Annotated in this window: 27 protein-coding genes; 15 read left to right on the top strand and 12 right to left on the bottom strand. The window is 71.2% G+C overall.

From position 1 onward, the window contains the following. Positions 1-57: 57 nt before the first annotated feature. Positions 58-1329, top strand: coding sequence for a chitinase (locus tag ACQP2F_RS41280; protein WP_433297542.1), 1272 nt, complete (start codon positions 58-60; stop codon positions 1327-1329). A 19-nt stretch (positions 1330-1348) separates the two neighbouring features. Beyond that, positions 1349-2545, top strand: coding sequence for a carbohydrate-binding protein (locus ACQP2F_RS41275; protein ID WP_433297539.1), 1197 nt, complete (start codon positions 1349-1351; stop codon positions 2543-2545). Here the strand turns inward: ACQP2F_RS41275 and ACQP2F_RS41270 are convergent. Beyond that, positions 2542-3168, bottom strand: a complete 627-nt coding sequence (locus ACQP2F_RS41270) for a DedA family protein (RefSeq protein WP_433297537.1) — start codon at positions 3166-3168, stop codon at positions 2542-2544. The two genes, ACQP2F_RS41275 and ACQP2F_RS41270, sit on opposite strands and share 4 nt — an antisense overlap. A gap of 63 nt (positions 3169-3231) precedes the next feature. Here ACQP2F_RS41270 and ACQP2F_RS41265 point away from each other — a divergent pair, with 63 nt between their 5' ends. From ACQP2F_RS41265 to ACQP2F_RS41250, 4 genes are read left to right on the top strand one after another with little or no spacing between them, the layout of a single operon-like run. Continuing rightward, positions 3232-4869, top strand: a complete 1638-nt coding sequence (locus tag ACQP2F_RS41265) for an alpha-amylase family protein (RefSeq protein WP_433297535.1) — start codon at positions 3232-3234, stop codon at positions 4867-4869. 46 nt (positions 4870-4915) lie between these two features. Then, entirely contained in the window at positions 4916-5680 is a 765-nt protein-coding gene (gene fabG / locus ACQP2F_RS41260) for a 3-oxoacyl-ACP reductase FabG (RefSeq protein ID WP_433297532.1), read from the top strand. Positions 5681-5726: 46 nt separating this feature from the next. Continuing rightward, positions 5727-6131: a hypothetical protein gene (locus ACQP2F_RS41255; RefSeq protein WP_433297530.1), complete on the top strand. Its 405-nt coding sequence runs from the start codon at positions 5727-5729 to the stop codon at positions 6129-6131. Between the two features lie 2 nt (positions 6132-6133). Next, positions 6134-7597 (top strand): glutathionylspermidine synthase family protein, encoded by a 1464-nt coding sequence (locus ACQP2F_RS41250; RefSeq protein ID WP_433297528.1) that lies wholly within the window; start codon positions 6134-6136, stop codon positions 7595-7597. Positions 7598-7621: 24 nt separating this feature from the next. On the opposite strand, the gene ACQP2F_RS41245 is transcribed toward ACQP2F_RS41250, so the two are convergent. From ACQP2F_RS41245 to ACQP2F_RS41235, 3 genes are all read right to left on the bottom strand, one after another. Further along, entirely contained in the window at positions 7622-8116 is a 495-nt protein-coding gene (locus ACQP2F_RS41245) for a hypothetical protein (RefSeq protein WP_433297526.1), read from the bottom strand. Positions 8117-8257: 141 nt separating this feature from the next. Beyond that, positions 8258-8707, bottom strand: a complete 450-nt coding sequence (locus ACQP2F_RS41240) for a hypothetical protein (protein WP_433297524.1) — start codon at positions 8705-8707, stop codon at positions 8258-8260. After that, the gene (locus ACQP2F_RS41235) at positions 8700-9065 is read right to left on the bottom strand and encodes a hypothetical protein (protein ID WP_433297522.1); all 366 of its coding nucleotides are present in this window, start codon (positions 9063-9065) and stop codon (positions 8700-8702) included. Before ACQP2F_RS41235 ends, ACQP2F_RS41240 begins: the two co-directional genes overlap by 8 nt. A gap of 45 nt (positions 9066-9110) precedes the next feature. Between ACQP2F_RS41235 and ACQP2F_RS41230 the strand changes: the two genes are divergently transcribed. Beyond that, positions 9111-10010, top strand: a complete 900-nt coding sequence (locus ACQP2F_RS41230) for a Gfo/Idh/MocA family protein (protein WP_433297520.1) — start codon at positions 9111-9113, stop codon at positions 10008-10010. A gap of 6 nt (positions 10011-10016) precedes the next feature. Here the strand turns inward: ACQP2F_RS41230 and ACQP2F_RS41225 are convergent, their stop codons facing one another. Next, complete coding sequence (locus tag ACQP2F_RS41225; RefSeq protein WP_433297518.1) at positions 10017-10301, bottom strand: hypothetical protein; 285 nt, start codon at positions 10299-10301, stop codon at positions 10017-10019. Between the two features lie 254 nt (positions 10302-10555). On the opposite strand from ACQP2F_RS41225, the gene ACQP2F_RS41220 reads away from it, so the two are divergent. Then, positions 10556-10921, top strand: a complete 366-nt coding sequence (locus ACQP2F_RS41220) for a hypothetical protein (RefSeq protein ID WP_433297516.1) — start codon at positions 10556-10558, stop codon at positions 10919-10921. A 19-nt stretch (positions 10922-10940) separates the two neighbouring features. Here ACQP2F_RS41220 and ACQP2F_RS41215 read toward each other — a convergent pair whose 3' ends face one another. Next, positions 10941-11945: an AraC family transcriptional regulator gene (locus tag ACQP2F_RS41215; RefSeq protein ID WP_433297514.1), complete on the bottom strand. Its 1005-nt coding sequence runs from the start codon at positions 11943-11945 to the stop codon at positions 10941-10943. A gap of 295 nt (positions 11946-12240) precedes the next feature. Here ACQP2F_RS41215 and ACQP2F_RS41210 point away from each other — a divergent pair, with 295 nt between their 5' ends. Both ACQP2F_RS41210 and ACQP2F_RS41205 read left to right on the top strand, forming a co-directional pair. Beyond that, positions 12241-12597, top strand: a complete 357-nt coding sequence (locus ACQP2F_RS41210) for an STAS domain-containing protein (protein WP_433297511.1) — start codon at positions 12241-12243, stop codon at positions 12595-12597. Positions 12598-12621: 24 nt separating this feature from the next. Beyond that, positions 12622-12957 carry a YnfA family protein gene (locus ACQP2F_RS41205; protein WP_433297508.1) on the top strand — a complete coding sequence of 112 codons (336 nt, stop codon included), beginning with the start codon at positions 12622-12624 and terminating at the stop codon, positions 12955-12957. A gap of 126 nt (positions 12958-13083) precedes the next feature. On the opposite strand, the gene ACQP2F_RS41200 is transcribed toward ACQP2F_RS41205, so the two are convergent. After that, on the bottom strand, positions 13084-13431 hold the full coding sequence (locus ACQP2F_RS41200) for a hypothetical protein (protein ID WP_433297506.1): 348 nt from the start codon (positions 13429-13431) through the stop codon (positions 13084-13086). Positions 13432-13552: 121 nt separating this feature from the next. Continuing rightward, complete coding sequence (locus ACQP2F_RS41195; protein ID WP_433297503.1) at positions 13553-14023, bottom strand: hypothetical protein; 471 nt, start codon at positions 14021-14023, stop codon at positions 13553-13555. A 68-nt stretch (positions 14024-14091) separates the two neighbouring features. On the opposite strand from ACQP2F_RS41195, the gene ACQP2F_RS41190 reads away from it, so the two are divergent. Together ACQP2F_RS41190 and ACQP2F_RS41185 are read left to right on the top strand one after the other, a co-directional pair. Then, entirely contained in the window at positions 14092-15270 is a 1179-nt protein-coding gene (locus tag ACQP2F_RS41190) for a serine hydrolase domain-containing protein (RefSeq protein WP_433297501.1), read from the top strand. Then, entirely contained in the window at positions 15257-15661 is a 405-nt protein-coding gene (locus ACQP2F_RS41185; protein WP_433297499.1) for a nuclear transport factor 2 family protein, read from the top strand. Before ACQP2F_RS41190 ends, ACQP2F_RS41185 begins: the two co-directional genes overlap by 14 nt. Here ACQP2F_RS41185 and ACQP2F_RS41180 read toward each other — a convergent pair. Further along, on the bottom strand, positions 15624-17801 hold the full coding sequence (locus tag ACQP2F_RS41180; RefSeq protein WP_433297496.1) for a CocE/NonD family hydrolase: 2178 nt from the start codon (positions 17799-17801) through the stop codon (positions 15624-15626). The two genes, ACQP2F_RS41185 and ACQP2F_RS41180, sit on opposite strands and share 38 nt — an antisense overlap. A 104-nt stretch (positions 17802-17905) precedes the next feature. Here ACQP2F_RS41180 and ACQP2F_RS41175 point away from each other — a divergent pair, with 104 nt between their 5' ends. Both ACQP2F_RS41175 and ACQP2F_RS41170 read left to right on the top strand, forming a co-directional pair. Further along, a complete protein-coding gene (locus tag ACQP2F_RS41175; RefSeq protein WP_433297493.1) occupies positions 17906-19843 on the top strand; it encodes a protein kinase domain-containing protein in 1938 nt (645 codons plus the stop codon). A 70-nt stretch (positions 19844-19913) separates the two neighbouring features. Continuing rightward, complete coding sequence (locus ACQP2F_RS41170; RefSeq protein ID WP_433297491.1) at positions 19914-20711, top strand: isocitrate lyase/PEP mutase family protein; 798 nt, start codon at positions 19914-19916, stop codon at positions 20709-20711. Positions 20712-20731: 20 nt separating this feature from the next. Here ACQP2F_RS41170 and ACQP2F_RS41165 read toward each other — a convergent pair whose 3' ends face one another. The 3 genes from ACQP2F_RS41165 to ACQP2F_RS41155 all read right to left on the bottom strand — a co-directional run bounded on the left by ACQP2F_RS41165 (position 20732) and on the right by ACQP2F_RS41155 (position 24784). Beyond that, positions 20732-21046, bottom strand: a complete 315-nt coding sequence (locus tag ACQP2F_RS41165) for a hypothetical protein (protein ID WP_433297489.1) — start codon at positions 21044-21046, stop codon at positions 20732-20734. 63 nt (positions 21047-21109) lie between these two features. Further along, complete coding sequence (locus ACQP2F_RS41160) at positions 21110-21865, bottom strand: alpha/beta fold hydrolase (RefSeq protein WP_433297487.1); 756 nt, start codon at positions 21863-21865, stop codon at positions 21110-21112. A gap of 186 nt (positions 21866-22051) precedes the next feature. After that, on the bottom strand, positions 22052-24784 hold the full coding sequence (locus ACQP2F_RS41155; protein WP_433297485.1) for a helix-turn-helix transcriptional regulator: 2733 nt from the start codon (positions 24782-24784) through the stop codon (positions 22052-22054). A 130-nt stretch (positions 24785-24914) separates the two neighbouring features. Here ACQP2F_RS41155 and ACQP2F_RS41150 point away from each other — a divergent pair, with 130 nt between their 5' ends. Continuing rightward, positions 24915-26417 carry a hypothetical protein gene (locus ACQP2F_RS41150; RefSeq protein ID WP_433297483.1) on the top strand — a complete coding sequence of 501 codons (1503 nt, stop codon included), beginning with the start codon at positions 24915-24917 and terminating at the stop codon, positions 26415-26417. The last annotated feature ends 15 nt before the right edge of the window (positions 26418-26432 follow it).

Raw genomic sequence — 26432 nt, 5'->3', positions numbered from 1 at the left:
CTGTTAACAGTCCTAATGATTGACGCACATCACAGCAGGGCGATGAAGGGGACGGCGATGAAGCGCTCCAGATCGGTGGTCCTGGCGACCGTGGCGGCCCTCGCCGCCGGCGGCGCCGCGGTGTACTTCGGCGGGAGCGCGAACGCCGCGGCCGCCTGCGCGCCGGCGTGGAGCGCGAGCGCCGTCTACGTGGGCGGCAACAGCGCTTCGCAGAACGGTCACAACTACACCGCCAAGTGGTGGACGCAGAACGAGTCGCCGGCCACGCACTCCGGCCAGTGGGACGTGTGGGCCGACAACGGCGCCTGTGGCGGGTCGACCCCGACCACGCCGCCGACCACCGCGCCGACGACCAAGCCCCCGACCACGTCACCGACCACCGCGCCGCCGACCACCGCGCCGCCGACCACGGTTCCGCCGTCGAACGGGACGCTGCCCAAGCACTTCCTGACCGGCTACTGGCAGAACTTCTACAACGGCGCGGCGGCCCTCAAGCTGGCGAGCGTCCCGGCGAACTACGACCTCATCGCGGTCGCCTTCGCCGACGCGACCTCGACCCCGGGCGCGGTGAGCTTCACCCTCGACTCCGGGCTCGCGGCGCAGGTCGGCGGCTACACCGACGCCCAGTTCAAGGCCGACATCGCGACCCTGCACTCGCGGGGCAAGAAGGTTGTCATCTCGGTCGGCGGCGAGAAGGGCTCGGTCAGCGTCGGCGACGCCAACGCGGCCACCAACTTCGCCAACAGCGTCTACAACCTGATGACCACGTACGGGTTCGACGGCGTCGACATCGACCTCGAGAACGGCCTCAACTCCACCTACATGGCCCAGGCCCTGCGCAGCCTCCGGGCCAAGGCCGGCGCCAACCTGATCATCACGATGGCGCCGCAGACCATCGACATGCAGAGCACCGGGTCGTCGTACTTCGCGCTCGCGCTGTCCATCAAGGACATCCTGACCGTGGTGCACACCCAGTACTACAACTCCGGCTCGATGCTCGGCTGCGACCAGATGGCCGCGTACTCGCAGGGCACCGTGAACTTCCTGACCGCGCTGGCCTGCATCCAGACCCAGAACGGCCTGCGCCCCGACCAGGTGGCGCTCGGCCTCCCGGCCAGCTCGCAGGCGGCCGGCGGCGGATACCAGTCACCGGCGAACGTCAACGCGGCGCTGGACTGCCTGGCCCGCGGCACCAACTGCGGCAGCTTCAAGCCCCCGGCGACGTACCCGGGAATCCGCGGCGCGATGACCTGGTCGATCAACTGGGACGTCACCAACGGCAACTCGTTCGGCAACACCGTCAAGCCCCACCTCGCCACCCTCCCCTAACCCCCTCAGGAGAGACTCCGTGAAACTCGGCAGAAAGCTGCTGATCCTCGGCTCGGTGACCGCCACCGGCCTGGCCGCCGCGATCATCCCCATGGTGGCGTCGAACGCCGCCGCCGCGTGCGCCCCCGCCTGGTCCTCGAGCGCCGTGTACGTGGGCGGCAACTCCGCTTCCCAGAACGGTCACAACTACACCGCCAAGTGGTGGACGCAGAACGAGTCCCCGGCCACGCACTCCGGCCAGTGGGACGTGTGGGCCGACAACGGCGCCTGTGGTGGCACGACGACGCCGCCGACCACGACGCCGCCGACCGGGCCGACCACCAACCCGCCGACCACCGGCAGCAAGATGGCGTCCTCGCCCTACGTCTACCCGGGCTGGGGCAACCCGCCGGCGCCGTCGACGGTCACCAGCGCGACCGGCATCAAGGCGTTCACCGTGGCGTTCGTGCTGGCCAGCAACGGCTGCAACCCGGCGTGGGACGGCGAGGGCGGCCTGACCGGCGGCGTGCACGCCAGCTACATCGCGCAGATCAAGGCGGCCGGCGCCGACGTAGTCCCGTCGGTCGGCGGCTACAGCGGCAACAAGCTCGGGCCGAACTGCTCGACCACCACGGCGCTGGCCGGCGCGTACCAGAAGATCATTGATGCCTTTGGTCTGAAGGCCATCGACATCGACATCGAGAACACCGACGAGTTCGAGAACACCGCGGTCCAGGACCGGGTGCTCGGCGCTCTGAAGATCATCAAGCAGAACAACCCGTCGGTGAAGACGATCCTGACCTTCGGCACCTCGACCACCGGGCCGACCTACTACGGCACCCGGCTCGTACAGCAGGCCAAGACCTTGGGCGCGAACATCGACATCTTCACCCAGATGCCGTTCGACTTCGGTGGCGGCAACGACATGTACGGCAACACCGTGAACGCCTCCGAGGCCCTGAAGAACCTGCTCAAGAGCACCTTCGGGTACACCGACGCGCAGGCGTACTCGCACATGGGCATCTCCGGCATGAACGGTCTTTCCGACCAGCAGGAGCTGACCTCGACCGACACCTGGACGCGGATCCGCGACTACGCCAAGAGCAAGGGCTTCGCGCGGTTCACCTTCTGGGCGGTCAACCGGGACCGTGGCTGCGCCGGGGGCGGCGTGGTCTCGAACTGCTCGGGCATCGCGCAGGCCGACTGGGCCTTCACGAAGATCAGTGCAGGTTTCTAGTCCCGGTTGACGGACGCGCGGTCGCTTCGGCGGCCGCGCGTCTTTTTCACGATCCACCATCCGGCGGCGCCGACCACGAACGCGCCGACCGCGTAGTCGAACCAGTGGCTGTACTTCTCCACGTCCTGCCAGCGCTCGCCGAGCAGATATCCGGCGAGGACGAAGAGCGCGTTCCACACCCCGCTGCCGATCGCGGTGAAAAACACGAACTGGCCGAGCGGCATGCGATTGGCGCCGGCCGGAATCGAGACCAGCGACCGTACGACCGGAGCACAGCGCCCGAACAGGACGGCACTCTTCTCGTGCTTGGAGAACCACCGGTCGGCCTTGTCCAGATCCGCGGCGTCGACCAGCGGGATCCGGTCGAGCCAGCGCCGCAGCCGGTCCTCGCCGAGCGCGCGCCCGAGCCAGTAGAGCGCGAGCGCCCCGGCGACCGAGCCGGCGGTGGCCGCGACCAGCACCTGGATCAGGCCGACCCGGCCCTCGGCGGCCAGATATCCGGCCAGTGACAGGACGATCTCACTGGGGATGGGCGGCACCAGGTTCTCCAGCGCGACGAGCAGGCCGACGCCGACCTCGCCCAGCGCGTCGATGACCGACGTGACCCATGCGGTGAGACCCATCCTCAAGTCTTACCCGACCGGGGGGCGGTTTCACGTCGCGGCGACAGTGGCAATAACGGGGGCATGAGTGACCGGTGGTACCAGAAAGCCGTCGTCTACTGCCTCGACATCGACACGTACGCCGACTCGAACGGCGACGGGATCGGCGACATCCGCGGCCTCATCGGCCGCCTCGACTACCTGGCTCGGCTGGGGGTCACCTGCCTGTGGCTGAACCCGATCCACCCCACGCCCGGCCGCGACGACGGCTACGACGTGGAGGACTTCTACAACGTCGACCCCCGCCTCGGCACGCTCGGAGACTTCGCCGAGCTGCTGCACCAGGCCGGCAACCTCGGCATCAAGGTGATCATCGACCTGGTCGTCAACCACACGTCGGACCAGCACCCCTGGTTCCAGTCGGCGAGGTCGTCACCGGATTCCCCGTACCGCGACTGGTATGTGTGGGCCGACAGCGCGCCGCCGGACCGCCACCAAGGCATGGTCTTTCCCGGTGAACAGGGCGAGACCTGGTCCTTCGACCGCACCGCCAAGCTCTGGTACTACCACCGGTTCTACAAGTTCCAGCCGGATCTCAACATCAAGAATCCGGAGGTACGCGAGGAGATCAAGAAGATCTGCGCGTTCTGGCTCCAGCTCGGCGTCGCCGGGTTCCGGATGGACGCGGTGCCGTTCATCATCGAGGAGACCGAGCCGGGGAACCCGAACTCGCCCAAGGACATGGACTACCTCACCGACCTGCGGCAGTTCGTGCAGTGGCGCAAGGGCGACGCGGTGCTGCTGGCCGAGGCGAACGTCGAGCCCGACCAGCTGGTCACGTTCTTCGGCGACGGCGCCGGCTCGAACAACCGCATCCACATGCTGTTCGACTTCATGCTCAACGGTCAGCTGGTGCTGGCCCTGGCCCGGCAGAACCCGGAGCCGGTGATCCAGGCGCTGCGCGAGACGCCGAAGCTGCCGCCGGGCGGACAGTGGGCCACGTTCCTGCGCAACCACGACGAGATCGATCTCTCCCGGCTCACCGCCGACCAGCGGGACCAGGTGTTCGCCGAGTTCGGGCCGGACGAGAACATGCAGCTCTACGGCCGCGGGATCCGGCGCCGCCTCGCGCCGATGCTGGGCGGTGACCGGCGGCGGCTGGAGCTGGCCTACTCGCTGCAGTTCACCCTGCGCGGAACGCCGGTGCTGCGGTACGGCGAGGAGATCGGCATGGGCGACGACCTCTCGCTGGAGGGGCGGGACGCGATCCGCACCCCGATGCAGTGGTCCGACCTGCCGAACGGCGGCTTCACGTCCGGCGACCCGATCCGCCCGGTGGTCACCGACGATCAGTTCGGCTTCCACGCGGTCAACGTGACCCGGCAGCGCCACGACCCGACCTCGCTGCTCTCCTGGTTCGAGCGGATGATCCGGACGCTGCGCGAGGCGCCCGAGGTCGGCGCGGGCACGTGCACCCACGTCGATGTGCCGGCGCCCGAGGGAGTCCTCGTGCATCGCGCCGACGACCACACCGGTACTATGCTGTTTTTGCACAACCTGTGCACAAAGGATGCGGTCGTCGATCTCAGCTCCGTCTATGCCGAAGCCGAGTTCCCGAACGACGTGCTCGCCGATCGGGAGTACCCCGACCTGGGCAAGTTCGCCGAGGTGCCGATCGCCGGGTATGGCTATCGGTGGATCCGGCTGCGCCGGTCGTCGTGAGCCGGGTTAAAGTCGGCCGTCCGGGCAGAGATCTCTGGAGGCCGCCATGTCGCAGTCCGCTCCCACCCGCGTCGCCATCGTCACCGGGGCCGCCCGGGGCATCGGCGAGGCGACCGCCCGCAAGCTCGCCGCGGACGGCATGGCTGTCGCCGTGGTCGACCTCGACGAGGGCGCCTGCGCCAACACGGTGACCGCGATCCACGACGCCGGCGGCACCGCGCTCGCCGTCGGCGCCGACGTGTCCGACTCGGCGCAGGTCGCCGCCGCCACCGAGCGGGTCGTCGCCGAGCTCGGCGCGCCCACGGTGCTGGTCAACAACGCCGGCGTCCTGCGCGACAACCTGCTGTTCAAGATGACCGAGGACGACTGGGAGACCGTGATGGCGGTCCACCTGCGCGGCGCGTTCCTGTTCAGCCGGGCGGTGCAGAAGCACATGGTCGACGCCGGCTGGGGGCGGATCGTCTCGCTCTCCAGCACCTCGGCGCTGGGCAACCGGGGTCAGGCCAACTACGCGGCGGCCAAGGCCGGCCTGCAGGGCTTCACCAAGACGCTCGCGATCGAGCTCGGGCGTTTCGGCATCACCGCCAACGCGGTCGCGCCCGGCTTCATCGTCACCGACATGACCGCCGCCACCGCCGCCCGGGTCGGCATGGAATTCGCCGATTTCGAGAAGGCGGCGGTGAGCCAGATCCCGGTCGGCCGCGCGGGTCGTCCCGAAGACGTCGCGAACACCGTATCCTTCCTCGTCAGCGAGGGTGCCGGCTTCGTGTCGGGGCAGGTCATCTACGTGGCGGGCGGCCCACGCGACTAGGGTCGGGTTTGTCGAGAGGCGCTACAAAGAAATGATGAACAGACGCATGAGCTCCCGTAGCGTCTCGCTCACCGGCACCTTCCTGATGCTGGCCGCCGGTGGCGCGGCGGCCTGCGACAACGGCAACCGGTACCACGATGAGGGCTTCTACTGCGCCGACGCCAACGGTGTGATCGTCGACGAGGACTACTGCGACGACCACCACTACTACGGCGGCGGCATCGTGCCGTATTACATCTGGCACTCGTCGGGCTACCGGGCCGGCTACCCGATCGGCTCGCGCCTGCCGGCGGGGGGCAGCAAGTTCGCGTACAACGACAAGGCCTCCCGCGCCTCGTTCGGCCTGCCCTCGACCGGGAAGATCGGCAACGGCACGGTCAAGACCAGCGTGGTCGGCAAGGGCGGCAGCGGGAGCAAGTCGTCCGGCAGTCACAAGTCGGGTGGCAGCTGACCGTGCGCCGAGTTCCGTACGGTCCGGTCCGCGACGGCTGGAAGCTCACCAACTTCAGCCTCGGGCTGACCTACAACGACACCGAGCTGCCCGACGGGACGATGATCTCGTACTGGCAGGAGGGCCCCTACTACGACTTCACGGCGGCCGAGATCGAGGAGCTCGAGGCGGCCACCGCGACGCTGCACGCGATGTGCCTCGAGGCCGGCGACTGGATGGTCGAGCAGTGCCCGCGGCGCACCGTCCAGGGCCGCAAGGAGGGCTACTTCACGTCGATCTGCAACCCGTCGACGTGTTTCCTCGCCAAGATCGGCATTCCCGAGTTCGCGCACGAGCAGATCATCCGGACCTGGTTCGACGGCGACGCCGAGACCTGGACGCACTACGACAAAGACCCCGACATGCGGCTGCCGATGGAGACGCCGGATTATTCGCCTTCCATCTATGGCCGGTTCGACCTTTGGTACAACGGCGCCGGCAGCACGCCCAAGCTGCTCGAGTTCAACGCGCAGACGCCGACGTCGCTGGTCGAGAGCGCGGTCATCCAGTGGCACTGGGTCGACCAGACCGGTGTGACCCAGCACCCGTGGCGGCAGTGGAACTCGATCCACGACCGCCTGGTCGGCTGGGAGGCGGCCGACGGCGAGCCGGCCAACCCCGGCGCGTGGCGGCGCAACATCGACAAGCTGCGCGAGGCCCGCACCTGGCTCCCGGCCAAACCCAAGATCTTCTTCGCGTACGAGACGAGCGAGACCTCGGGCGAGGACCGGATGAACGTCGCGTACCTGATGTCGACCGCGGAGGAGGCCGGCTACCCGGTCGAGCTGATCGCGATGAGCCAGATCGGCTGGGACGTGGCCGGCGACCGGGTCCTGTTCGTCCCGGCGCCGGGCGAGGAGAGCAAGGCCCAGCCCATCGACATCATCTTCATGCTCTATCCATGGGAGTGGTTCTGGCACGAGGAGGGCGGCAAGGGCTTCTTCCGCAACATGGCCGACCCGACCAAGCACGGTACGGTGTGGATCGAGCCTCCGTACAAAGCCGCCTTATTGGGAAATAAGGCCATTTTACCGGTCTTGTGGAAACTGTTCGGCGACGATCCCGAGCGCAGCAAGTATCTGCTCCCGTCGTATTTCGCCGGCTCGTCCGGCGCCGCGTCCTTGACCAGCTACGCGAAGAAGCCGGTGTGGGGCCGCGAGGGCGGTTCGGTCACGCTGGTCCGCGAGGGCGAGACCATAACCGACAACCCTTCCGAGTACGGGGCGGACGGCCTGTTCGTGGTGCAGCAGCTGTGCGAGCTACCGTCCTTCGACGGCCTCGAGGGCACGGTCCACCCGGTGATCGGCTCATGGCTGATCGACGGCGAGCCGGCCGGCATGGGCATCCGCGAGGGCCTGGGCGTGGACGGCCTGGTCACGAAGGACCGGTGCTACTTCGTCCCGCACGCGATCGAGTCCAACCTCTAACGTCGAACCAGGGCTTCGCTCCGTTCACGGCGCCGCATCACTTCCTTCGAGGCGCGACTCGTCGAGGCGGTGCAGCTCATCGATCAGATCACGGCCATAGCGGCCGAAGCCAACAGTTCGGTCCCGCGACATCTCGGCAAGAGTGGTGCGTAACGCGGGATGCCGGAGACCGGACTCGGCCGCGGCCGAGAAGAACCGCTTCCACATGTCGCCGAACTCCGCGGGCGAGAGCCGCTCGGAGATGAACCATTCGTCCCAACAGTGATGCCAGTAAGCCTGGCGGGTGAGGCGCAACGCCACGTCGTCTTGAGGCGTGCGGGAATCCTCCAGCTTGCCGAGCCGCTGGTAGATCTCGATGAACCGGCTCCGCAGTGCCAGATAGGTCTGGATCTTGATGACCTGACGGGATCGGCGATCATTGCGGATCGCGATGACAACCGCGATCAACGCGATCAGCGTCGACACGGTCGCGGTGGCGACGGCCGCGATATCCGTCCAGCTAGTGCCTTGGCTCTCCATGGGCGTCGATCCAACATGTCGTCACGGTGATCAGCCATGAACCCGTCCGAGATCCGCCAGCGGAACGCGCACGGCAGGAACAGGCTGAGGTTGTCGCCGCCTTGCGCACCAGCCGGGCGTTCGCGTGCCGGTTCGTGCCGGCTAGCTCGCCGAGCGGGCCGGCCGGTGGCGCCAGATCCACCACAGGCCGATGAACGGCAGCACCAGCGGCACGTAGCCGTAGCCGCTGCCGTACTTGGACCACACCGTGTCGTCCGGGAAGGCGACCGCGTCGGCGATGCTCAGGGTTCCGACGATCAGGACGCCCAGCAGCTCGACGCTGCAGCTGACCAAGGCTATGCGGCGACCCCGCTCGCCGCCGATGGCCAGGCCTATCGTCGCGGCGATGTAGACCAGGCCGGCCAGGGCCGACAGCAGGTAGGCGAGCGGCGCCTCGTGGAACTTGGTGATGATCTGCACCAGGGCCCGGGCGCTCGCCGAGAGGGCGAAGACGCCGTAGACGAACAGCAGCACGCGGCCCAGGCCGGTGTTCAGCGCGGCGTCGGCGGGGCGGGTGCGGGCGCCGGGTGCGGGAGCGGGCGAGTCAGGCAACGGTCACCGACGCAATCTGCTGCAGGCGCAGCACGAGGACGGGCAGCACCAGGCAGGCGACCCCGAGGATGAGGTTGCCCCAGCGGGTCGGCTCCATCCGGGCCAGGTAGAGGGCGACCGGGGCGAACGCGATCGTGGTGATCAGGTAGCCGGCGAAGGTCGCCGTCTCGGCCGGGCGGGAGCCGTCGAACAGGCCGATCACGGCCACCACGACCAGGACCGCGACCAGCACGCCGAGCACGGCGGTGGCGATGAGGTCGGCGCGGCTCGGCGCGCGGTTGAGTGCGGCGCGCAGCAGGAACCAAACCGCCAGCACGAGGGCCACGACGATGGTCGCGACCGACAGGGGACCGTTCACCCGGCACAGCGTACTGATCGTCTCCGGCCTGGTAGCTTGCGGACCATGCGCTTCGGACTCTTCGGCACCGGACCCTGGGCACACATGGCACACGCCCGGGCGCTGGCCGAGCACAAGGATGTCGAGCTGGTCGGTGTCTGGGGCCGCAACCCGGAGAAGGCGCGCCTGCTCGCCGAGGAGCACGGCTCCCGGGCGTACGGGGAAATCGGGAATTTGATCGAAGAAGTCGACGCGGTCGCCATCGCCCTGCCGCCGGACGTGCAGGCGCCGATCGCCCTGCGGGCCGCCCGGGCCGGGAAGCACCTGCTGCTCGACAAGCCGGTCGCGTTCACCACTGCCGAGGCCGACGAGATCGTCGCCGCCGTCGACGAGCGTGACCTGGCCTCGATCGTCTTCTTCACCCGGCGGCTCATGCCGGAGACCGTGCGGTTCGTGGCCGACGCCGTCGCGACCGGCGGCTGGCTCGAGGCCCGGGTCGACCACCTTGGGTCGATCTTCCAGCCGGGCGACCCGTTCGGCGAGTCGCCCTGGCGCAAGCAGAGCGGCGGCCTCTGGGACGTCGGTCCGCACGCGGTGGCCCTGATCCTGCCGATCCTGGGCCCGGTCACCGAGGTCACGGCGCTGGCCGGCCCGCGCGACCTCACCAAGGTCATCCTGCGGCACGGGAGCGGGGCGGTGAGCTCGCTGACGCTCGCCGTCGACGCGCCGCCGGCCGCCGCCCGCGAGGAGGCGCTCATCTCCGGGGAGGCGGGCGTGCGTCAGCCACCGCCCACCGAGTGGGACCCGGTGCAGGCGCTCTCGCTCGGCCTCGACGAGCTGATCGGCGCCGCTTCCGGCGGGCCGAAACCCGAGCTCGACGTGCGGTTCGGCGCGGCGGTGACCGCCATCCTGGCGGGGTGTCAGGAGGCGATCACCAGCGGCCGTACGGTGTCCATCGGCGGTTGAGCCGGCTCAGGGCACGATGCGCTCGATCGTCGCGCCGTCCCGTTCGAGCTCGCGGCGAGCCCGCTCGATGTTCTCCGGCGTCGGGTCACGACCCTCAGCGACGGCCACGTCCTCGGGATCCCACTGCTGATCGGCGCCCGTACGCAGGTGCGGCTCCTCGCCCGGCTGCAGGAACTCGGGGTTGTCCCGGTCGGTGCCGCCCCCGGTGATGAAGGCGTCCACGGCCACGTCGTCCTCGATCGCGTCCGCCACCTCCTCGGTCTCCTCGAGCGGGCGGATCTCGTCAGTCATGATTGCCTCCACGGTTGGCCTCTTACCCGTATTACCCCGTCGCGCCGATCGTGACCATGCGACGGAAACGGACGATCATGCCCTCGGCGGTCAAACTGAGCGCTAACTGGACAGGACCTGCGCGTTACGGATGGACGCTTAGTAGTGAGCCGATTACCTTTCGATCGGCACGGTAAAAGGTCGGTCCGATCCCGGGGTGGGCAAGACACCCGCGTGGTGGCGATCGTCCGGTCGTGTTGGTGAGGGGGAGACGCGTGACGAGCCTGTCCGACGCCGAGCGGGACGCGTGTGACGTGATGCAGGCGCTGGCCGGTCTGGCGGCGCTGCTACGCAGGCCCGTTACCGATCTGCCCGGCCTGGACCCGTGCGATCCCGCCGTCGAGGAGGCGCGCCGGCTGCTGCTCGGCATCGCCGAGGACGGTGGCGAGGCCGCCGCGCGCGTGGTGGCCTATCTGCGCGAGCAGCGCGGCGCCGGCGACGGCGAGCTGGCGGCCGTTCCCCGCCGTCTGGGCCCGTGGCGCGAGTGGGTGCCGTCGCGGGGTCACCTGTTCGGGGTATCGGCCAACCTCCGGCAGCCGAACGGCGTGCCGCAGCCGCGCCGCAGCGATCCGGGCGAGTAACGCCCGTACGCGTACCGGCTCAGAACTCTCGTCGCAGGGTGTCCGACGGTGGCTCGCCGAACCGTGCCCGATAGGCCGACGCGAACCGGCCCAGGTGCGCGAAACCCCAGCTGTGCGCGACCGCCGCCACCGTGTCCTTCATCGGGTCGCTCTGCCGCAGCGTCTGGTGCGCCCGCAGCAGCCTTTCCTGCTGGAGGTACGCCATCGGGGCGTACCCGAGGTGCCGCCGGAAGCCTTCCTGGAGGGACCGCACGCTCATGCCCGCGATCGCCGCCAGGTCGGCCACCGTGAACGGCCGCTCGGGCTCGTCGTGGATGGCGTCCACGACCCGCCGGATCGCCCGCGGGGGCGCCGCGGTGGCCGGCCCGGTCAGCTCGGCCAGGTACTTGTGCGGCACGCTCAGCAGCAGGCCGATCAGCACGCTGCTGCGCAACTGCTCGGCGATCAGCGGCTGGTAGATCAGGCTCTGCTTGTGCTCGAGCTCGTCGCGCAGCAGCCGCACCAGCCGGCTCCAGCTGTGCCCCGGCCCGGCCGAGAGGTCGACGGCGGGCGGCAGCTCGAGGGGTCCCTCGACCGGGCGACCCAGCAGCGCGGCCAGTTCCTGCTCCAGCGCGTCCCGATCGATCTTGACGGCGAGCTCGGCCGAGTCCGACTCGTGCACGGTGTAGACCGGGTTGCCGGGGCCGAAGACGACACCCATCGACGGGCCGGCCACGATCTCGTGCCCGGCGTGCCGGGCCTGCATGCGGCCGCGGGTGGGCATGCTGACGTGGTACGCGTTCAGCTCAGCCGCGACCAGGCTCACCGGCGCCGCGAAGCTGAGCTGCCCGACCGTCAGTGGTCCGAGTTGGATCACCTCCACGCATAGCCGGAACCCGTCCGCGCCCTCCGGCGTACCGACCGCAACAGGATAGTAGAAACGATTTAGCACGGACCGAGCCTGATCGATGTCTACGCTGCTGAAGTGGACGATGTCGGGCGCTTCGGAGTACGTCGGGCCGGACCTCGGGTAGACGTCACCCATGCCGCAGCGGACTCCATTGCATACCGTGAGTATTCGGCCCCGATGCGTGGAACGTCAACGTTCCCGCCGCGCGCTGACCGTTCCAGCACATTCAGGCCATATGAACTACTCTGGCGTTCCGCGCCTACGTGGCGTAACTTGCAGACCAGCGGATTGTTGTAGAGACGCGGTTGGAGAGCGGCGCCCCGGCGAGGCGTCCGACCCTCGTCCCAGGGCCTGGTGGGTCCTCGGCGAGCGGTCCTCCCACGCGCGGTAGTTCGGCGTCGGCCCGCTCGACGCCAGGAAGAGGGCAGCCGTGTATCTGCCGATCACCACCCGTCAGTTGGCCGACGGCACTGTCGAGATCGCACCCAGCGGCGAGATCGACCTGGACAACGCCCACGTGATGCGGGACGCGGTGAACGACGTCCTGACCAGCAGCACGCCGGGCAAGATCTGCCTCGACCTGCAGCGCGTGATGTTGATTGACAGCATCGGGATCGGGATCCTGGTCGCCTGCTTCCATACCGCGGCCGCCAGCGGCGTGAAACTGGTGGTCAACCACCCCAGCCCCACGGTGTACCGCCAGCTCTGGGTCTCCGGGCTGGTCGGCCTGCTGGGCTGCGCGGAGCCGCCCTCGCCGCGCACGTCGGTGGGCCTGCGCCCGTCCTGACCCGCGTTTGGTTGAATGCGGCACGTGACCGTGCTGCGCTCGATCGTGCTCTTCGTGCTGGCCGCCGTCGCCGAGATCGGTGGCGCGTGGCTGGTCTGGCAGGGCGTCCGCGAGCACCGTGGTCTGCTCTTCGTCGGCGCCGGCGTGGTCTCGCTGGGCGTCTACGGCTTCGTCGCGACCCTGCAGCCGGACTCCCATTTCGGGCGGATCCTCGCCGCGTACGGCGGGGTCTTCGTCGCCGGTTCACTCGTTTGGGCGATGGTCGCCGACCGATTCCGACCGGACCGGTTCGACGTGATCGGGGCGCTCCTGTGCCTGGCCGGGGTCGCCGTGATCATGTACGCCCCCCGAGGCGCGTGATTTGTCGTACCCGGCGGCTTAACGCCGGTTTACCCCGGCCGAAGACCGAAAATCATCGGCGTGGCTCATCCGCCCCGAGCGACGGGGACTTACCGAGAGCGATCCCGGCCCTGGCCAGCGTGGAGCTCACGGCTCGCGCTGGCTGATCTTCAATTCCAGGCCATCGGGCGTACGGACGAGAAGCTGTTCCCCGAAATCGTGGTCGCTGGTCACCTCGGCCACCGGGAAGCCGGCCCGGTGCAGGCGCCGCTCGAGCAGCTCCAGCGGCATGACCGCGCCGAAGTGCAGGTCGACGCCGGTCTCCCCGTCGGCGAGCAGAATGATCTGGACCGTGCCGAGCTGGAGCAGCACCCATTTCGCCTGGGCGTCGCCGTGGACGACCGCGCCGCCGAGCTGCTCGTAGAACGCGATCGAGGCGGCCATGTCGCGGACGTGGACCATCGGCCGCAGTTGCAGGCCCGGGTCGGTGCGCACTTCTCCTCCTCGTGCTCCGCGGTCGTGTCCGCTGTTCAACGACCCATGGGCGGTTGGGCTGCGTCCGTTTGATCTCGGTCCGGCCTCGGCTTCGGTCACCTCGATCTCCTCCATCGCGGCTTCAGTCGTTGAGTTGCGTGCGCTCGATCTCCTTCATCGCGGCCGTGAGGGAGGGCGGCGCCGGGCGGGGGCCGAGCAGGTCGGCGATCAGCAGCGCCGCGTGCCGGGCCAGCACGTCCGGGGCGGGCGGCGGCGCCCCGTCCTCCTCGGTGACGCCCAGCGCGCCGGCCAGCAACAGCAACACCGTGTGCGGGTCGACGTCGTCCTGCCACTCCGCGGCGGACCGCACACAGTGCTCGAGCACGTCGCGCACGGCCTCGCCGTCGAGCCCGTCCGGATGGCCCTCCTCCAGCAGGAGGCGCACGACCGTACCGAGGAAAAGCCCGCTCGCGGCCGGATCGAGCCCGGCGAGATCGCGCACCGCCGACGCCAATGCGTCGTCGTCGTGGCGCTGGGCCGCGTCGACGGCGGCGGCCGCAGCGGCCGCGATCGGCCGGGCCGGGGGCGGGAGATGACGCCAGTTCTGGTCCATGCCGAGGACCCTAACGAGGGGCTACGACAGAACCGGAAAATGTCGGTGGGTCCTGGCAGGCTGTCCGCATGAGCTCCCCACTGCGTGACGCGATCGCCGCCCGGGTCGGCCGCGGCGAGTTCCCGGGCGTGGTCGCGCTGACCGCCCGCGGCGACGACGTCGTCGTCCACACGGTCGGCGTGACCCGGTTCGGCGGCGACGTCCCGATGCGCCGCGACACCCCGTTCCGCATCGCCTCGATGACCAAGCCGGTGATGGCGGTCGCCACCCTGATGCTCGCCGAGGACGACCGTCTCGACCTCGAGGAGCCGGTCACCAAGCTGCTGCCCGAGCTCGCCGGCCAGCGCGTCCTGCGCCGCCCCGACGGCCCGCTCGGCGACACGGTCGAGGCCGTCCGCCCGATCACGGTGGCCGACCTGCTCACCCAGACGCTCGGCTTCGGCATGATCGTCACCGGCGACGGCATCGACCCGCCGTTTCCGATCGTCCGGGCCTGGCAAGATCTCGGCCTGGTCCTCGGCGATCCCGACCCGCGCACGCCGCACGACCCCGATGAGTGGATCCGCCGGTTCGGGTCGCTGCCGCTGATCCACCAGCCCGGTGAGCAGTGGATGTACAACGTGGGCATCAGCGTGCTCGGCGTGCTGCTGGCCCGGGCCGACGGCCGGTCGCTCCCCGAGTTGCTGCGCGAGCGCGTCTTCGAGCCGCTCGGCATGCGCGGCACCGGCTTCTGGCTGCCGGCCGAGCGCGCGGCCGAGCTGCCGCAGTGCTACCGCACCGACTTCGCCACCGGCAAGCTCGGCGAGATCGACTCCGGCCCCGAGGTGTGGAGCACGCCGCCGCCGTTCCCGTCCGGCTCCGGCGGCCTGGTCTCCACCGCCGACGACTTCCTGGCGTTCGCCCGCATGCTGCTCGACGGCGGCGTGCACGGCGGCACCCGCCTGGTCTCCGAGCCGTCGGTCGCCGCGATGACCAGCAACCACCTCACGCCCGCCCAGATCGAGGGCGGCGGCATGCTGCTCGGCGGCAGCGGCTGGGGCTACGGCACGGCGGTGACGGTCGAGGCCGACGAGGTCTCCGGCCCCGGGCGCTACGGCTGGTCCGGCGGCTACGGCACGAGCTGGTTCAACGATCCGGCGGCGGGCTTGATCGCGATCGTGCTCAGCCAGACCGGCGATCTCTTGTGGAACGGCGCACTGCAGGAGTTCAACAAATTGGCGTGCGCGGAGGCGGGTGCCGGAGGATGAAGCGTGGATCGGCCTGGGGAGGCGCGCGATGACAAATCTCGACGTGGTGACGGCATGGGTGGACAACTATCGCAAGGCGTGGGAGTCGAATGACCCGCACGACATCGGCAACCTCTTCGCGGAGGACGCGGCCTATTTCACCGAGCCCTACGCGAAACCGTGGCTCGGCCGCGAGGCGATCGTGAAGGGCTGGCTGAAGGCGCGCGACCAACCCGGCACCACAACGTTCGAGTGGCACCCCCTGATCGTCACCGAGGACCTGGCGATCATCGAAGCCACGACCACATATCCGAAAAAGACATTCAGCAATATGTGGGTGCTGCGGCTGGACAATTCCGGCCAGGGCCGCCAGTTCACCGAATGGTGGATGCAGCACCCGAAGAAGAGCTAGGGCGTCCGCGTTTCTTCCGTCGCGCGGTGTCTTTCCCGGCGGCGGCGTCTTGCGCAGCGGCGTCTTCCGCAGCGGTGTGTTGCGCGGCGGCAGACTGCGCTGCGGGAGGCTGGGCTGCGGTGGGCCGGGCGGCGGGCTGCGTGGCTGCGGGCTGGGCGGTGGGAGGCTGCGCGCCGATAGGAGGCTGCGCCGCGGTGGGCTGGGCTGCGGTGGGCTGGGCTGCGGTGGGCTGCGTGGCCGTGGGCTGGGCGTCGGCGGGCTGGGCGTCAGCGGGCTGCGTGTCGGTGGGCTGCGTGTCGGCAGGCTGCGTGTCGGTGGGTTGCGTGCTGGTGGAAGGCTGCGCGGCCGCGGGCTGGGCAGGGGCGACCTGCGTGGGCGCGGGCTGCGCGGCGGCGGCGGGCGCGGCGGCGGTGGGCGCGGCGGCGGTGGGCGCGGCGGCGGCGGGCGCGGCGGTGGTGGGCGCGGCGGCGGCGGGCGCGGCGGCGGCGGGCGCGGCGGCGGTGGGCTGGGCGGCGGTGATCGGGAGGGTCAGGCGGGTCTCGGCGCAGGTGATGGTGTGGTGGGACGGGCGCAGCACGCGGCCGTCGGCCGGGCCGCCGGGCATGCCGAGGTTGCGGGCCCAGCGCGGGAAGGCGCCGCCCGAGATTTGCAAGCGTAGGCGGTGGCCGGCGCGCAAGCGGTGGAAGCATGGGTCCAGCTCTAGCGTCAGGCGCTGCGGCCGGCCGGGCGGCACGTCGGGGTCCAGGCGGCGCATGGCGTCGGCGAAGTTGTGCGAACGGCCGCGCTCGTCGACGTCGCACAGGCGGACGAAGACGTCGGCGTGTGCGGGGGCGACGGCGATCGCCAGGTCGAGTGTCGGGCGGCCGGCGATGTCCACGGCCGTCGGGAGGGGGTCGGTGGTGAAGGTGACCACGTCGGGGCGGCCCTCCAGCGGGCGGTTGTCCTTGACGCCCATCGAGCCGGTCAGGGTGCGGCCGCCCAGCGTCGGGGTCGGGTCCGCGGGGTCGTAGCGGAAGCTCACGGATTCCTCCGCGCCGCCGGCGTTCATCGTCAGCGTGCGGTCGGGGTGCGGGTGGAAGACGGCCGGCTCCGTCGAGGGGGGCCAGGACGGCAGGTCGTGCCAGCGGGATTCGCCTGTTCGGTGGGCGCGGACCGGGTGCTTGCGCGCCGCGCGGCCGGCGGCCATGTGCTGGTCGAGCCACGCCAGCGTCTCTCGGGCGATCATCGCCAGGCCCTGCGTGCCGACCTCGAGGTGGGTCCAGGGGCCGACGGTCAGGCCTACCTCGACCCCACGGGCGTGCAATCGCTCGTACTGGCGCAGGGTTTGATCGAGAAAGAGGTCCTGCCAACCGCCGACCAGCAGGACCGGCGCCGTGATGTTCGCCAAGGCCTCGCCGGCGCGGTACGGCTCCCACCAGGGATCGTCGCCGGCCGGGTGGGCCAGCCACTCGCGGTACCACGGCGCGCGGCCCCGCAGCACCGGATCGGCCGCCCGGGAAAGCGGCAAGCCCTCCAGCGCGGGGCGCAGACGGCGCTGAGCGGTGGCCATCGACGCGACCCGGCGCAGATAGCCGCCGTCCTCCTGATGGGCGATCTGGTCGCTCCAGCCCAGGAAGTCGCCGAGGGTGAACGCGCCCGTCCCGTAGACGGCGTCGCGGAAGTCGTGCGGGGCGACGTAGACCACGGCGGTGCGCAGCTCGGGCGGCGGCTCGCGCAGCGCGCTCCACTGTGTCCAGCCCAGGTAGGAGCCGCCGAGCGTGGCCAGCCGGCCGTCGAACCAGCTCTGCTCGCGCAGCCAGGCAACGGTGTCGGTGCCGTCGGTCGTCTCCTGGGCCATCGGGCGGAAGGCGCCGCCCGAGCCGAACGTGCCGCGGACGCTCTGGATCACGACGTGGTAGCCGCGGGCCGCGTACACCCGGCCGTTGAGCAGCGAGGTCGGCAGGCCTCGACCGTAGGGGCCGCGAATCAGGATGGTGCCCCGCGACGTACGGCCGAGTGGTTTGTAGTGATCGCCCAGCAGGACCACCCCGTCGCGCATCGGCGTGCGCACCGGCGATACCGCGTAGTCGTTTCGCGGCGCCGGCAGGCGCAGCACCCGGTTGATCGCGGCATCGGCCGCCCGCCACGCGAGAGCGCTCACAAAGGCTCCTTGATCAATTCTGGAAAAGGCCGAATATGAAATGTGAATGGCATTCGAGTGGTGACGGATGTGCGATTTTCCGCCCGGACGGGCACACTGCTGCGGTGGAGGTTCGGCAAACGATCGGCGGCCGCTACAAATTGCTCGACGAGTTGGGCAGTGGTGGCATGGCCGTGGTGTGGCGCGCCCGGGACGAGGTGCTCGGGCGGCCGGTCGCGGTCAAGCTCCTCGCCGGACGCTACTCCGATGATCCGCAGTCGCGCGCCCGCATCCGCGACGAGGCACGGGCGGCGGCGACCCTGTCGCACCCCAACATCTGCCAGGTCTACGACTACGGCGAGGCGGCCGGGACCGGCACGCCGTACGTGGTGATGGAGCTGGTGAACGGCCCGACGCTGCAGCAGCGGGTCACGGGCGGAAACCTGCCGCCGCGCACCGTGTTCCGGATCTGCGGCGAGGTGGCGGCCGCGCTGGCCGCCGCGCACGAGCACGGCCTGGTGCACCGCGACATCAAGATGGCCAACATCATGGTCACCCCGGCCGGGGCGAAGGTGGTGGACTTCGGCATCGCGGCGGCGGCCGGTCCGGCGTCGCCCGAGGAGATGCTGGTCGGCACGCCGGCCTATCTCGCGCCCGAGCGTCTCACCGGCGACCTGATCGTGCCCGCGTCCGACGTCTACGCGCTCGGCGTGCTGCTCTACCGGCTGCTGGCCGACAAATCGCCCTGGTCGGTGGAGAGCACGACGCAGATGTTGCGGGCCCACGTCTACCAGGATCCGGCGCCGCTGCCCGAGCGGCCGGGCGTGCCGCGCGCGGTCGTCGAGCTGATCGACCGCTGCCTGCAGAAGGATCCGGCGGCGCGGCCGAGCGCCACCGAGGTGTCGGCCATTCTGGGCGACGCGGCCGAGGCCGCACCATTTCCCGAGCCCGTACGCGGTGAAGCTCCCGCCCGCATCCCACTACCGGCGGATGGCTCCCGGGAGGCGCTGGAGGGGGAAACCTCGATCTGGTCGCGCGCGGATCGAGGGAGCGCGGAGGGGAATTCGGCCGGTGTGAGCGGCGGCCGCCGGTCGGACGGCTCGGCCGTCGGACGCGGCGAGGGTGACGAAGGCGTCCCCGGGCGACGGCCCGTCAACGCGGGGCCCGATCTCGACGTGGACCGGGCCGCCAACGCCGGCCCGGCGCAGCGCGGCGCCGGGCGGGGTGGGCTGGCGCAGGCCGGTGGCGTGGGCGCGCTCGGAACGCTCGGTACGGCGACGCCGGGTGCGGCCGGCGGGGTGGGCGACCTGCCCGGCGCCAAGGCCGGGACGCGGCGGAACGCGGGACGCGAAGGCGGGCAACGAGCCGGGAGCGGGCGCGGGCCCCGGGGCGCGGCGAACCGGCGGCGCGGACCGGCCACCGAAACGATCGCGGGGCCGGGCTGGTCGGGGGATGTTCCGGCCGGCGCATCGCATCGGTGGGAGCAGCTCGTCCGGGAGCGCGGACGGGTGCTGCTCGGCGGGGCGATCTTCGCGGTCGTGATCGCGGCCCTCGTCGGGCTCGCCCTGGGCGGTCACTCGGGAGTGGACGGTTCCGGGCCCGAGGCCGCGGTGACGGCCACGGCGGCACCCTCGGTGAGCAGCGGGCTGGGCGGTCGCACGGTGGGTGACGGCGGCGCGGTTACTCAGCCGGCCCCGACCGGTCAGCCGGTGCGGCCGCCGGTGGCCGGCAGCGAACCGATCGCCTCGATCAGCACCGGCGGGCCGGCGGCATCCGGCTCGCCGAGCGCCGGCGACGGCTCGCCGAGCCCGGCCGCGTCCGGTTCGGCGGCGGCGCCGGAGGGAAAGCGGTTCGACTCGCCGGGCGGCTTCGTCTACGCCGTGTGCGGCCAGGGCAAGGCGACGCTGACCTCGTGGCAGGCCAAGCCCGGCTATGCGGTGGAGAAGGTCGAGCCGGGGCCGGCGCTGGCTCCGGTCGCGGTCTTCGCCGACGACCGGAACCGTTACCGGATGTCGGTGACCTGCGTGGCCGGCCAGCCGACGCCGGTCGTGCTGCCGCTGTGAGGCGACCGCCGGTCGTTCAGTTGTGGCGGAAGTTCTAGGCGGCGGCGCGGCACGAGCGAAGACTGGGCCGGTGACCGAACAGACCGAGCAAGTAGCGCTTCTCCGTTCCCTGCACGTGCCGGGCAACCCGGTCGTGCTCGTCAACGCCTGGGACGCGGCCAGCGCCCGCGTCGCCGAGGCGGCCGGGGTGCCGGCGGTCGCCACCACCAGTGCCGGCGTCGCGTGGAGTTTGGGCATCGCGGACGGCGACGTTCTCGACCGTGACACGGCCGTCGCCGCCGTCCGGCGGGTCGTGGCGGCCGTCTCCGTGCCGGTGACCGCCGACATCGAGTCCGGCTTCGGCGACGATCCGGCCGGCGCGGCCGAGACGATCCGAGGCGTGGTGGCCGCGGGCGCGGCCGGCGTCAACGTCGAGGACTCGGTGCGGCCGGCCGGCGAGATGGTGGCGCGGCTCCAAGCGGCCCGCGCGGCGGCACCGGCCGGGACGCTCTTCATCAACGCGCGGATCGACAACTATCTGCGCGGCCGGCCCGACCTCGCGGACACGGTGGCCCGGGCCCGGGCCTACCTGGCGGCGGGCGCGGACGGCATCTTCGTGCCGGGCGTGGTCGACCCCGAGACGGTCGGCGCGCTGGTCGCGAACATCCCGGCGCCGGTGAACATCCTGGCCGGGCCGGGCGCGCCGACCGTGGCCGAGCTGGCGAAGCTGGGCGTGGCCCGGGTGAGCCTGGGCTCGAAGGTGGCCTCGACGGCGTACGCGGTGATGCGTCGCGCGGTTCGGGAGGCGCTCACCGAGGGCACCTACGAGTCGACCGCCGAAGCCATCGGCTACGGCGATCTCAACGGGCTGTTCTCCGGCGGGCGCTGACCGCCGGCCGGAGAGTGGAACTACTCCTCGGCGTACCGGGTGGGCGGGAAGGGGTTGTCGGCGCTCAACGGCGTCGTCTCGCCCTCCGCCTCCTGGCGCGCGGTGACGCTCTCGATGTCCTGCTCGACCTCGTCGAAGGCGGGGTCGAACGGCACCGGGTCGTCGGTCGCCGGGGGCACGTCGTTCGGGTCGTAGTCGGCCACCCCGGCGTCGGCGCGCTCGGCCGCCGTGCGGCGGGCCAGCTCGTCGTCGTCGAGGTGGGCGGGCGTGCCACCGTGGAACCGGCGGTCACGCTGACCCTCGGCCGCCTCGGTGGTGAGATCGTCGCTGGACATGTCGGGCTCCCTTCCGAGCCTGGGCATTCCCCGTGACGCCCAGATCTACCACGATGACGTCGATCACGCCTCGACCGGAAAGTGCGAGCCGAGGAAGCGCAGCAGCGCCTCGTTGAACGCGTGCGGCTGCTCCACGCCGGGCAGGTGGCCGGCGCCGTCGATGACGACCAGCTCGCTGCCGGGCACCAGCTTCTCGATCAGCTCGGCCTCGGCGACCGGCGTGAAGACGTCGCCCGATCCCACCACGATCAGCGTCGGCACCCGCACCTCGGCGAGGGACTCCTGGTAGTCGGGCCGCTCGGCGCGACCGCGCAGCGCCGCCGCCGCGCCCCGGGGATCGGTGGCCAGCATCATCCGGCGGACGTGGGCGCCGGCCTCGGTCTCGGTGTGCCGGGGCAGGACCATCTTGTCCAGCGACTCGGTCGCATAGCCCACCATGCCTTCGGCCAGCAGGCGGTCGGCCAGCGCGTTGCGGTAGGCGTGGCCCTCCGGCGTCTCGCCGACCGGCGACGTGTCGGCGAGCACCAGCCCGGCCACGCGGTCGGGATAGCGCCGGTGGAACTCCATGGCGATCTGCCCGCCCATCGACACCCCGCCGACCACGGCCTCGTAGAAGCCCTGGCGATCCAGCTCGGCGGCCAGATCGGCGGCGAACTCCGACAACAGCGTGACCTCACCGACCGGGGCCGGCTCCCGCCCGTACCCCCGCAGATCGGGGGTTATCACCGGGTAGCCCGCCTCACGCAAGGCGCCGGCCTGCGGGGCCCAGAGGGTGTGGTCGAAGGGGTGGCCGTGGATGAGCAGAATCGGTGTCGGCATGGGTTCGACGCTGCCGGTCGCGGCCGGGAGCGGCAACGGCCACCTGCGGAAAAGCGGCTCGGGCGGCGCGGCCACCCACTGCCGCGCCGCCCGAGCGACCCTCATTGTGCCAAGTACCGGTGACTTACCGATAGTTCCGAGGCCGTTTCCTGCTCATGCGTGCCCAGATATCGGGATCGAGATCAACTAACGACCGAAACTATCGGCCTCTTGCTGCCGCACGGCCGCGGCGAGCTGAGCGCGGTTGGTGGCGTCTAGCTTGACGAAGACGTGCGACAGATGCGTCTTCACGGTGCCCCGGCTCATCAGGAGGCGGGCGCCGATCTGCGGGTTGGTGAGCCCGTCCGCGACCAGACGGACGACCTCGAGCTCGGTCGGCGTGAGGCTGGACCAGCCGGTGGCCGGGCGTCCGCGGCGGCCCCGGGCGCGGCGGGCGTACTCGACGGCCCGGTCGAGAGTGAGCCGCGCACCCTCGGCCGCCGCCCGGTCGTACGCGGTCTCCCCGAGCGCTCGGCGCAGGGTGACGGTGACGTTGTCGTACGCCCGCCGGCGGGCGGCCCCGCGCGGAAGGCCGAGATCGGCACGGGCCGACCCGGCGGCATGGAGGATCCGCACGTCGTCGGGCGTCGGCCTGGTGGCCGCGCCGACACCGGCGAGCGCTTCGAGGCTGGTGATCTGGGCGGCGCGCAGTCCGTGGTCGACGCGGATGGTCAACGCCGCGTGGTGCAGATCGGCGGCCCGGGCAAGACCGTCGGGGCCGGCCGCGGCGAGCTCGGCCTGCGCGGCGTAGGCCTCGGCCAGCGGGCCCGGCATGCACAGGCGCTGCGCGACCTCCACCGCCCGGTCGAGGGCCGCTGCCGCCTGGTCCGGATGCCCGGCGGCGGCGAGGGCCGTGCCGAGGCGGGGGAGGGCCCGGCCGGCGAGCCAGGTGGCGGCGCCCCGGTCGGTGGAGCCGGCGGCCCGGCGCAGCGAGCGGACGGCGGCCGCCGGGTCGTCGCGGCACATCGCCAGCACGGCCACGGCGTGGTCGAGGCCGGGGATGAACACCTCGTCCCCGGCGCCCTCGACCAGGCGCAGCACCGGGTCGAGCACCTCGGTCGCGCCGGCCGGGTCACCGGTCCGCGCCTTGATCTCGGCGAGCACCGAGCGCGCCATCCCGACCCGCAGGTAGTCGCCCAGGGGCTCGGCGTACCGCAGCGCCTCGGTCGCGAGATCCAGCGCGCGAGCCGGGTCGCCGGTCGCCAGGGCGCCGCCGGCCTGGTACGTCAGCACCGTGGACAGCACACCCCGGTGATGTCGCAGGCATTGCCGGACGTGGTCGTCGATGACGGCTTCGGCCTCGGCGTGCCGGTCACGGAGATGCAGGATCATCGCTTGCAGCGCCCGCGAGCCGCCGAGCACGAAGGTGTTCCCGCTCGTCCGTGCCGCGGCATGGGCCTGCTCGCACAGCCGCCAGGCCTCGTCGAAGTCGGTGTAGAAGGAGCCGACCGCCGACAGGTTCAGGCACAGCGCGCGCAGTCCTTCCTCGCCGACCTCGGCGGCCAGCCGGGCCGCTCGCGCGGCGGCGTCCCGCTCGACCTCGAGCGGGCCGGCCGTGTCGGTGACGAGGGCGAGACCGGTCAAGAGGCGGGCCTGCAGCGCGGAGCGTTCGCCGGGCGCGCGGTCGATCGCCCGCCGCAGCAGGCCGATTCCCGCCCGGCCGCGCCGGTCGAGGTGCCACAGCCAGGCCAGCGACGCCGCCAGGCGCCGGCCGGCCTCGGCGTCGTCGGCCGCCAGACCCCGATCCAACGCCGCGCGCAGGTTGTCGTACTCGAGCACCAGCGCGCGCCGCCACGCGTCGGCATCGCGCTCCCGGTTCGCCTCGGCCGCCTCGACGAACTCCAGGAACCAGGCGAGGTGCCGCTCGCGCAGCGCGGTGTCCTCCTCCGCCTCGACCAGGCGGGCGGCGGCGAAGGCGCGGATCGTCTCCAGCAGCCGGTATCGGACCTCGTCGCCCTGGACGTCCGCCACCACCAGGGATTTGTCCACGAGCCGGGCCAGCGCCGGCAGCACGTCGGCGGCCGAGACCGTACCGCCCGAGCCGAGCGCTCGCGCCGCGGCCAGGCCGAACGTCCCGGCGAAGACGGCGAGGCGGCGAAACACGACGCGATCGGTCTCGTCCAGCAGCGCGTAGCTCCAGTCGATGGATCCGGCGAGGGTGCGCTGCCGCCGCTGCGCGCCCCGGGGACCGCGAACGAGCAGCGCGAACCGGTCGTCGAGGGCCGCCTCGATCTGCCGGGGTGTCAGGGTCCGCATCCATGCCGCGGCCAGTTCCAGCGCCAGCGGTATCCCGTCCAGATGGGCGGCGATCGAACGGATGGCGGCCTCGTCGGCCTCGGTCAGTGCGAACGACGGCCGCACGAGGCCCGCGCGATCGACGAACAGCGTCAGCGCGTCGTCGTCGGACAGCGGCGGCACCCCCAGCACCGCCTCACCCGGTATCCCGAGTGGTTCGCGGCTGGTGACCAGCACGGTCACCCGCGGGCAGGCGTGCAGCACGGCCTCGACCGTGCTCGCGACCCCGTCGAGCAGATGTTCCGCGTTGTCCAGGCAGAGCAGCGACCGCCACGGCTCCAGATGCGTACGGAGGGCGTGCACGACCGGCGCGCCGACCGCCTCGGCGATGGTCTCCGCCACCGCCGTGCTGTCGCTCACCGTGGCGAGCTCGACCCACCAGACGCCGTCCGGGTGGCGATCGGCCCGGCCGGCCGCGACCTGCGCCGCCAGCCTCGTCTTGCCGGCGCCGCCCGGGCCGGTCAGCGTCACCAGCCGGTGGCGTTCGAGCAGGCCGGTCGCTGCTTCGATCTCGGTGTGCCGCCCGACGAACGACGTCAACGGCGCCACGAGGTTGTTCGGCACCTGGCCCGAGCTGTCGCGCATGGGCACCACAATGCCGCCTGTCGGCCACCCGCGGCGAGACCATCGGCCACTTGGCAGATGATCCGGGGCTGCCCGGCGGGGAGGCTTCAGGGCAGCCGATCTCACCGAGTCTCCTCGAGGATGTGAAGACATGACGTCGACGCCCGGACCCCTGGTCGTCTCCACCCGCAACCCCCGCTATTTCACCCCGACCGCCGGGCCTGGCGCCGGCCGCGCCGTCTACCTGACCGGGTCGCACATCTGGAACAACCTGCACGACGGCATGGGCCCCGGTCCCGACGGGCCGCCCGAGCCGGAGCGCATGGACTACGACGCCTACCTGCGGTTCCTCGCCGAGCGCGGGCACAACTTCATCCGGCTCTGGCGCTGGGAGCAGTTCCGTTCCCAGGCGGCGGGCGGGAACTACCACCTCAACATGACGCCGCAGCCGTGGGCGCGGACCGGGCCGGGAACCGCGAAGGACGGCAAGCCGCGGTTCGATCTGGAGCAGTTCGACGAGGGCTTCTTCCGGCGGCTCCGGGAACGGGTCAGCGCGGCCGCCGAGGCCGGCATCTATGTGGGCGTCATGCTGTTCGACGGCTGGGCGCTGCACCTCAGTCCGCCGCCGGACCACATCGAGGGCCACCCGTTCCACGCCGGCAACAACGTCAACGGCATCGCCGCCACCTCGATCGACGACCTCCAGGTCCTGCCGCTCGACCCGCGGACAAAGGCGATCCAGGAGGCGTACGTCCGAAAGGTCGTCGACACCCTCCACGATTTGCCGAACGTGCTGTGGGAGGTGGCCAACGAGTCGTCCGGCGACGGCTCGGTGACCGACGAGTTCGCCGCGTTCCTCGGCATGGACAAGGCGCCGTCGTGGGGTGACTCGACCGGCTGGCAGTACTGGGTCCTGGACACGGTCAAGCAGCACGAGGCGGCGCGTGGATACCACCCGCACCCGATCGGCATGACCATGCAGTTCCCGGTGGCGGAACAGACGAAGGTGAACGACCCGCTGCTGAACAGCCACGCCGACTGGATCTCGCCCGGCTACGACGATGAGATCTTCGCGGGCGGCGGCCACCCGATGGCGCCCGGCGCACCGCCGTCGCGCTGGTACGCCGATCCGCCGATCGCCGACGGCGCCAAGGTGGTCATCAGCGATACCGACCACTACGCGCCGGGACAGGGCGACGCGCTCTGGGCGTGGAAGTCATTCCTGCGCGGTCACCACCCCATCCTCATGGACTTCGGCCTCATCGCCGGCCTCGAGCCGGCCGGCGAGTCGCCCGCCGAGACCGGCGTGCCGCCCTTCACCTACTACGAGCCGGCGCGGTGGGCGATGGGCGACACCCGCCGGTACGCCGAACGCATGGACCTGATCGACATGGAGCCCCGGCTCGACGTGTCCTCCACCGGGTACGCGCTGGCAAACCCCGGCTCGGAGTACCTGGTGCTGGAGCCGGAGGGGGCCGGCCGGGCCTTCACCGTCGACCTGCCCGCCGGCTCGTACCGCGTCGAGTGGTTCGACGTCACCACCCGCGAGACGGAGGCGGCCGACGTGCTGACCGCCGAGCGGGACGGCACGGTCGAGTTCTCCTCGCCGTTCCCGTCCGGCCCGGCCGTCCTGTATCTGAGGCACGAGTCGTGAGCAAGGTGATGGCGC

Source organism: Actinoplanes sp. CA-030573 (assembly GCF_050951115.1).
GTDB lineage: Bacteria > Actinomycetota > Actinomycetes > Mycobacteriales > Micromonosporaceae > Actinoplanes.
This window is presented reverse-complemented; position numbering and strand designations above follow the sequence as displayed.

Coding starts and splice junctions, on each gene's coding strand:
- ACQP2F_RS41255 (WP_433297530.1), top strand. CDS start 5,727: ATGAGCTCCCGTAGCGTCTCGCTCACCGGCACCTTCCTGATGCTGGCC.
- ACQP2F_RS41195 (WP_433297503.1), bottom strand. CDS start 14,023: ATGGACCAGAACTGGCGTCATCTCCCGCCCCCGGCCCGGCCGATCGCG.
- ACQP2F_RS41245 (WP_433297526.1), bottom strand. CDS start 8,116: ATGGAGAGCCAAGGCACTAGCTGGACGGATATCGCGGCCGTCGCCACC.
- ACQP2F_RS41150 (WP_433297483.1), top strand. CDS start 24,915: ATGACGTCGACGCCCGGACCCCTGGTCGTCTCCACCCGCAACCCCCGC.
- ACQP2F_RS41270 (WP_433297537.1), bottom strand. CDS start 3,168: ATGGGTCTCACCGCATGGGTCACGTCGGTCATCGACGCGCTGGGCGAG.
- ACQP2F_RS41225 (WP_433297518.1), bottom strand. CDS start 10,301: ATGACTGACGAGATCCGCCCGCTCGAGGAGACCGAGGAGGTGGCGGAC.
- ACQP2F_RS41280 (WP_433297542.1), top strand. CDS start 58: ATGAAGCGCTCCAGATCGGTGGTCCTGGCGACCGTGGCGGCCCTCGCC.
- ACQP2F_RS41230 (WP_433297520.1), top strand. CDS start 9,111: ATGCGCTTCGGACTCTTCGGCACCGGACCCTGGGCACACATGGCACAC.
- ACQP2F_RS41215 (WP_433297514.1), bottom strand. CDS start 11,945: ATGGGTGACGTCTACCCGAGGTCCGGCCCGACGTACTCCGAAGCGCCC.
- ACQP2F_RS41265 (WP_433297535.1), top strand. CDS start 3,232: ATGAGTGACCGGTGGTACCAGAAAGCCGTCGTCTACTGCCTCGACATC.
- ACQP2F_RS41155 (WP_433297485.1), bottom strand. CDS start 24,784: ATGCGCGACAGCTCGGGCCAGGTGCCGAACAACCTCGTGGCGCCGTTG.
- fabG (WP_433297532.1), top strand. CDS start 4,916: ATGTCGCAGTCCGCTCCCACCCGCGTCGCCATCGTCACCGGGGCCGCC.
- ACQP2F_RS41160 (WP_433297487.1), bottom strand. CDS start 21,865: ATGCCGACACCGATTCTGCTCATCCACGGCCACCCCTTCGACCACACC.
- ACQP2F_RS41190 (WP_433297501.1), top strand. CDS start 14,092: ATGAGCTCCCCACTGCGTGACGCGATCGCCGCCCGGGTCGGCCGCGGC.
- ACQP2F_RS41165 (WP_433297489.1), bottom strand. CDS start 21,046: ATGTCCAGCGACGATCTCACCACCGAGGCGGCCGAGGGTCAGCGTGAC.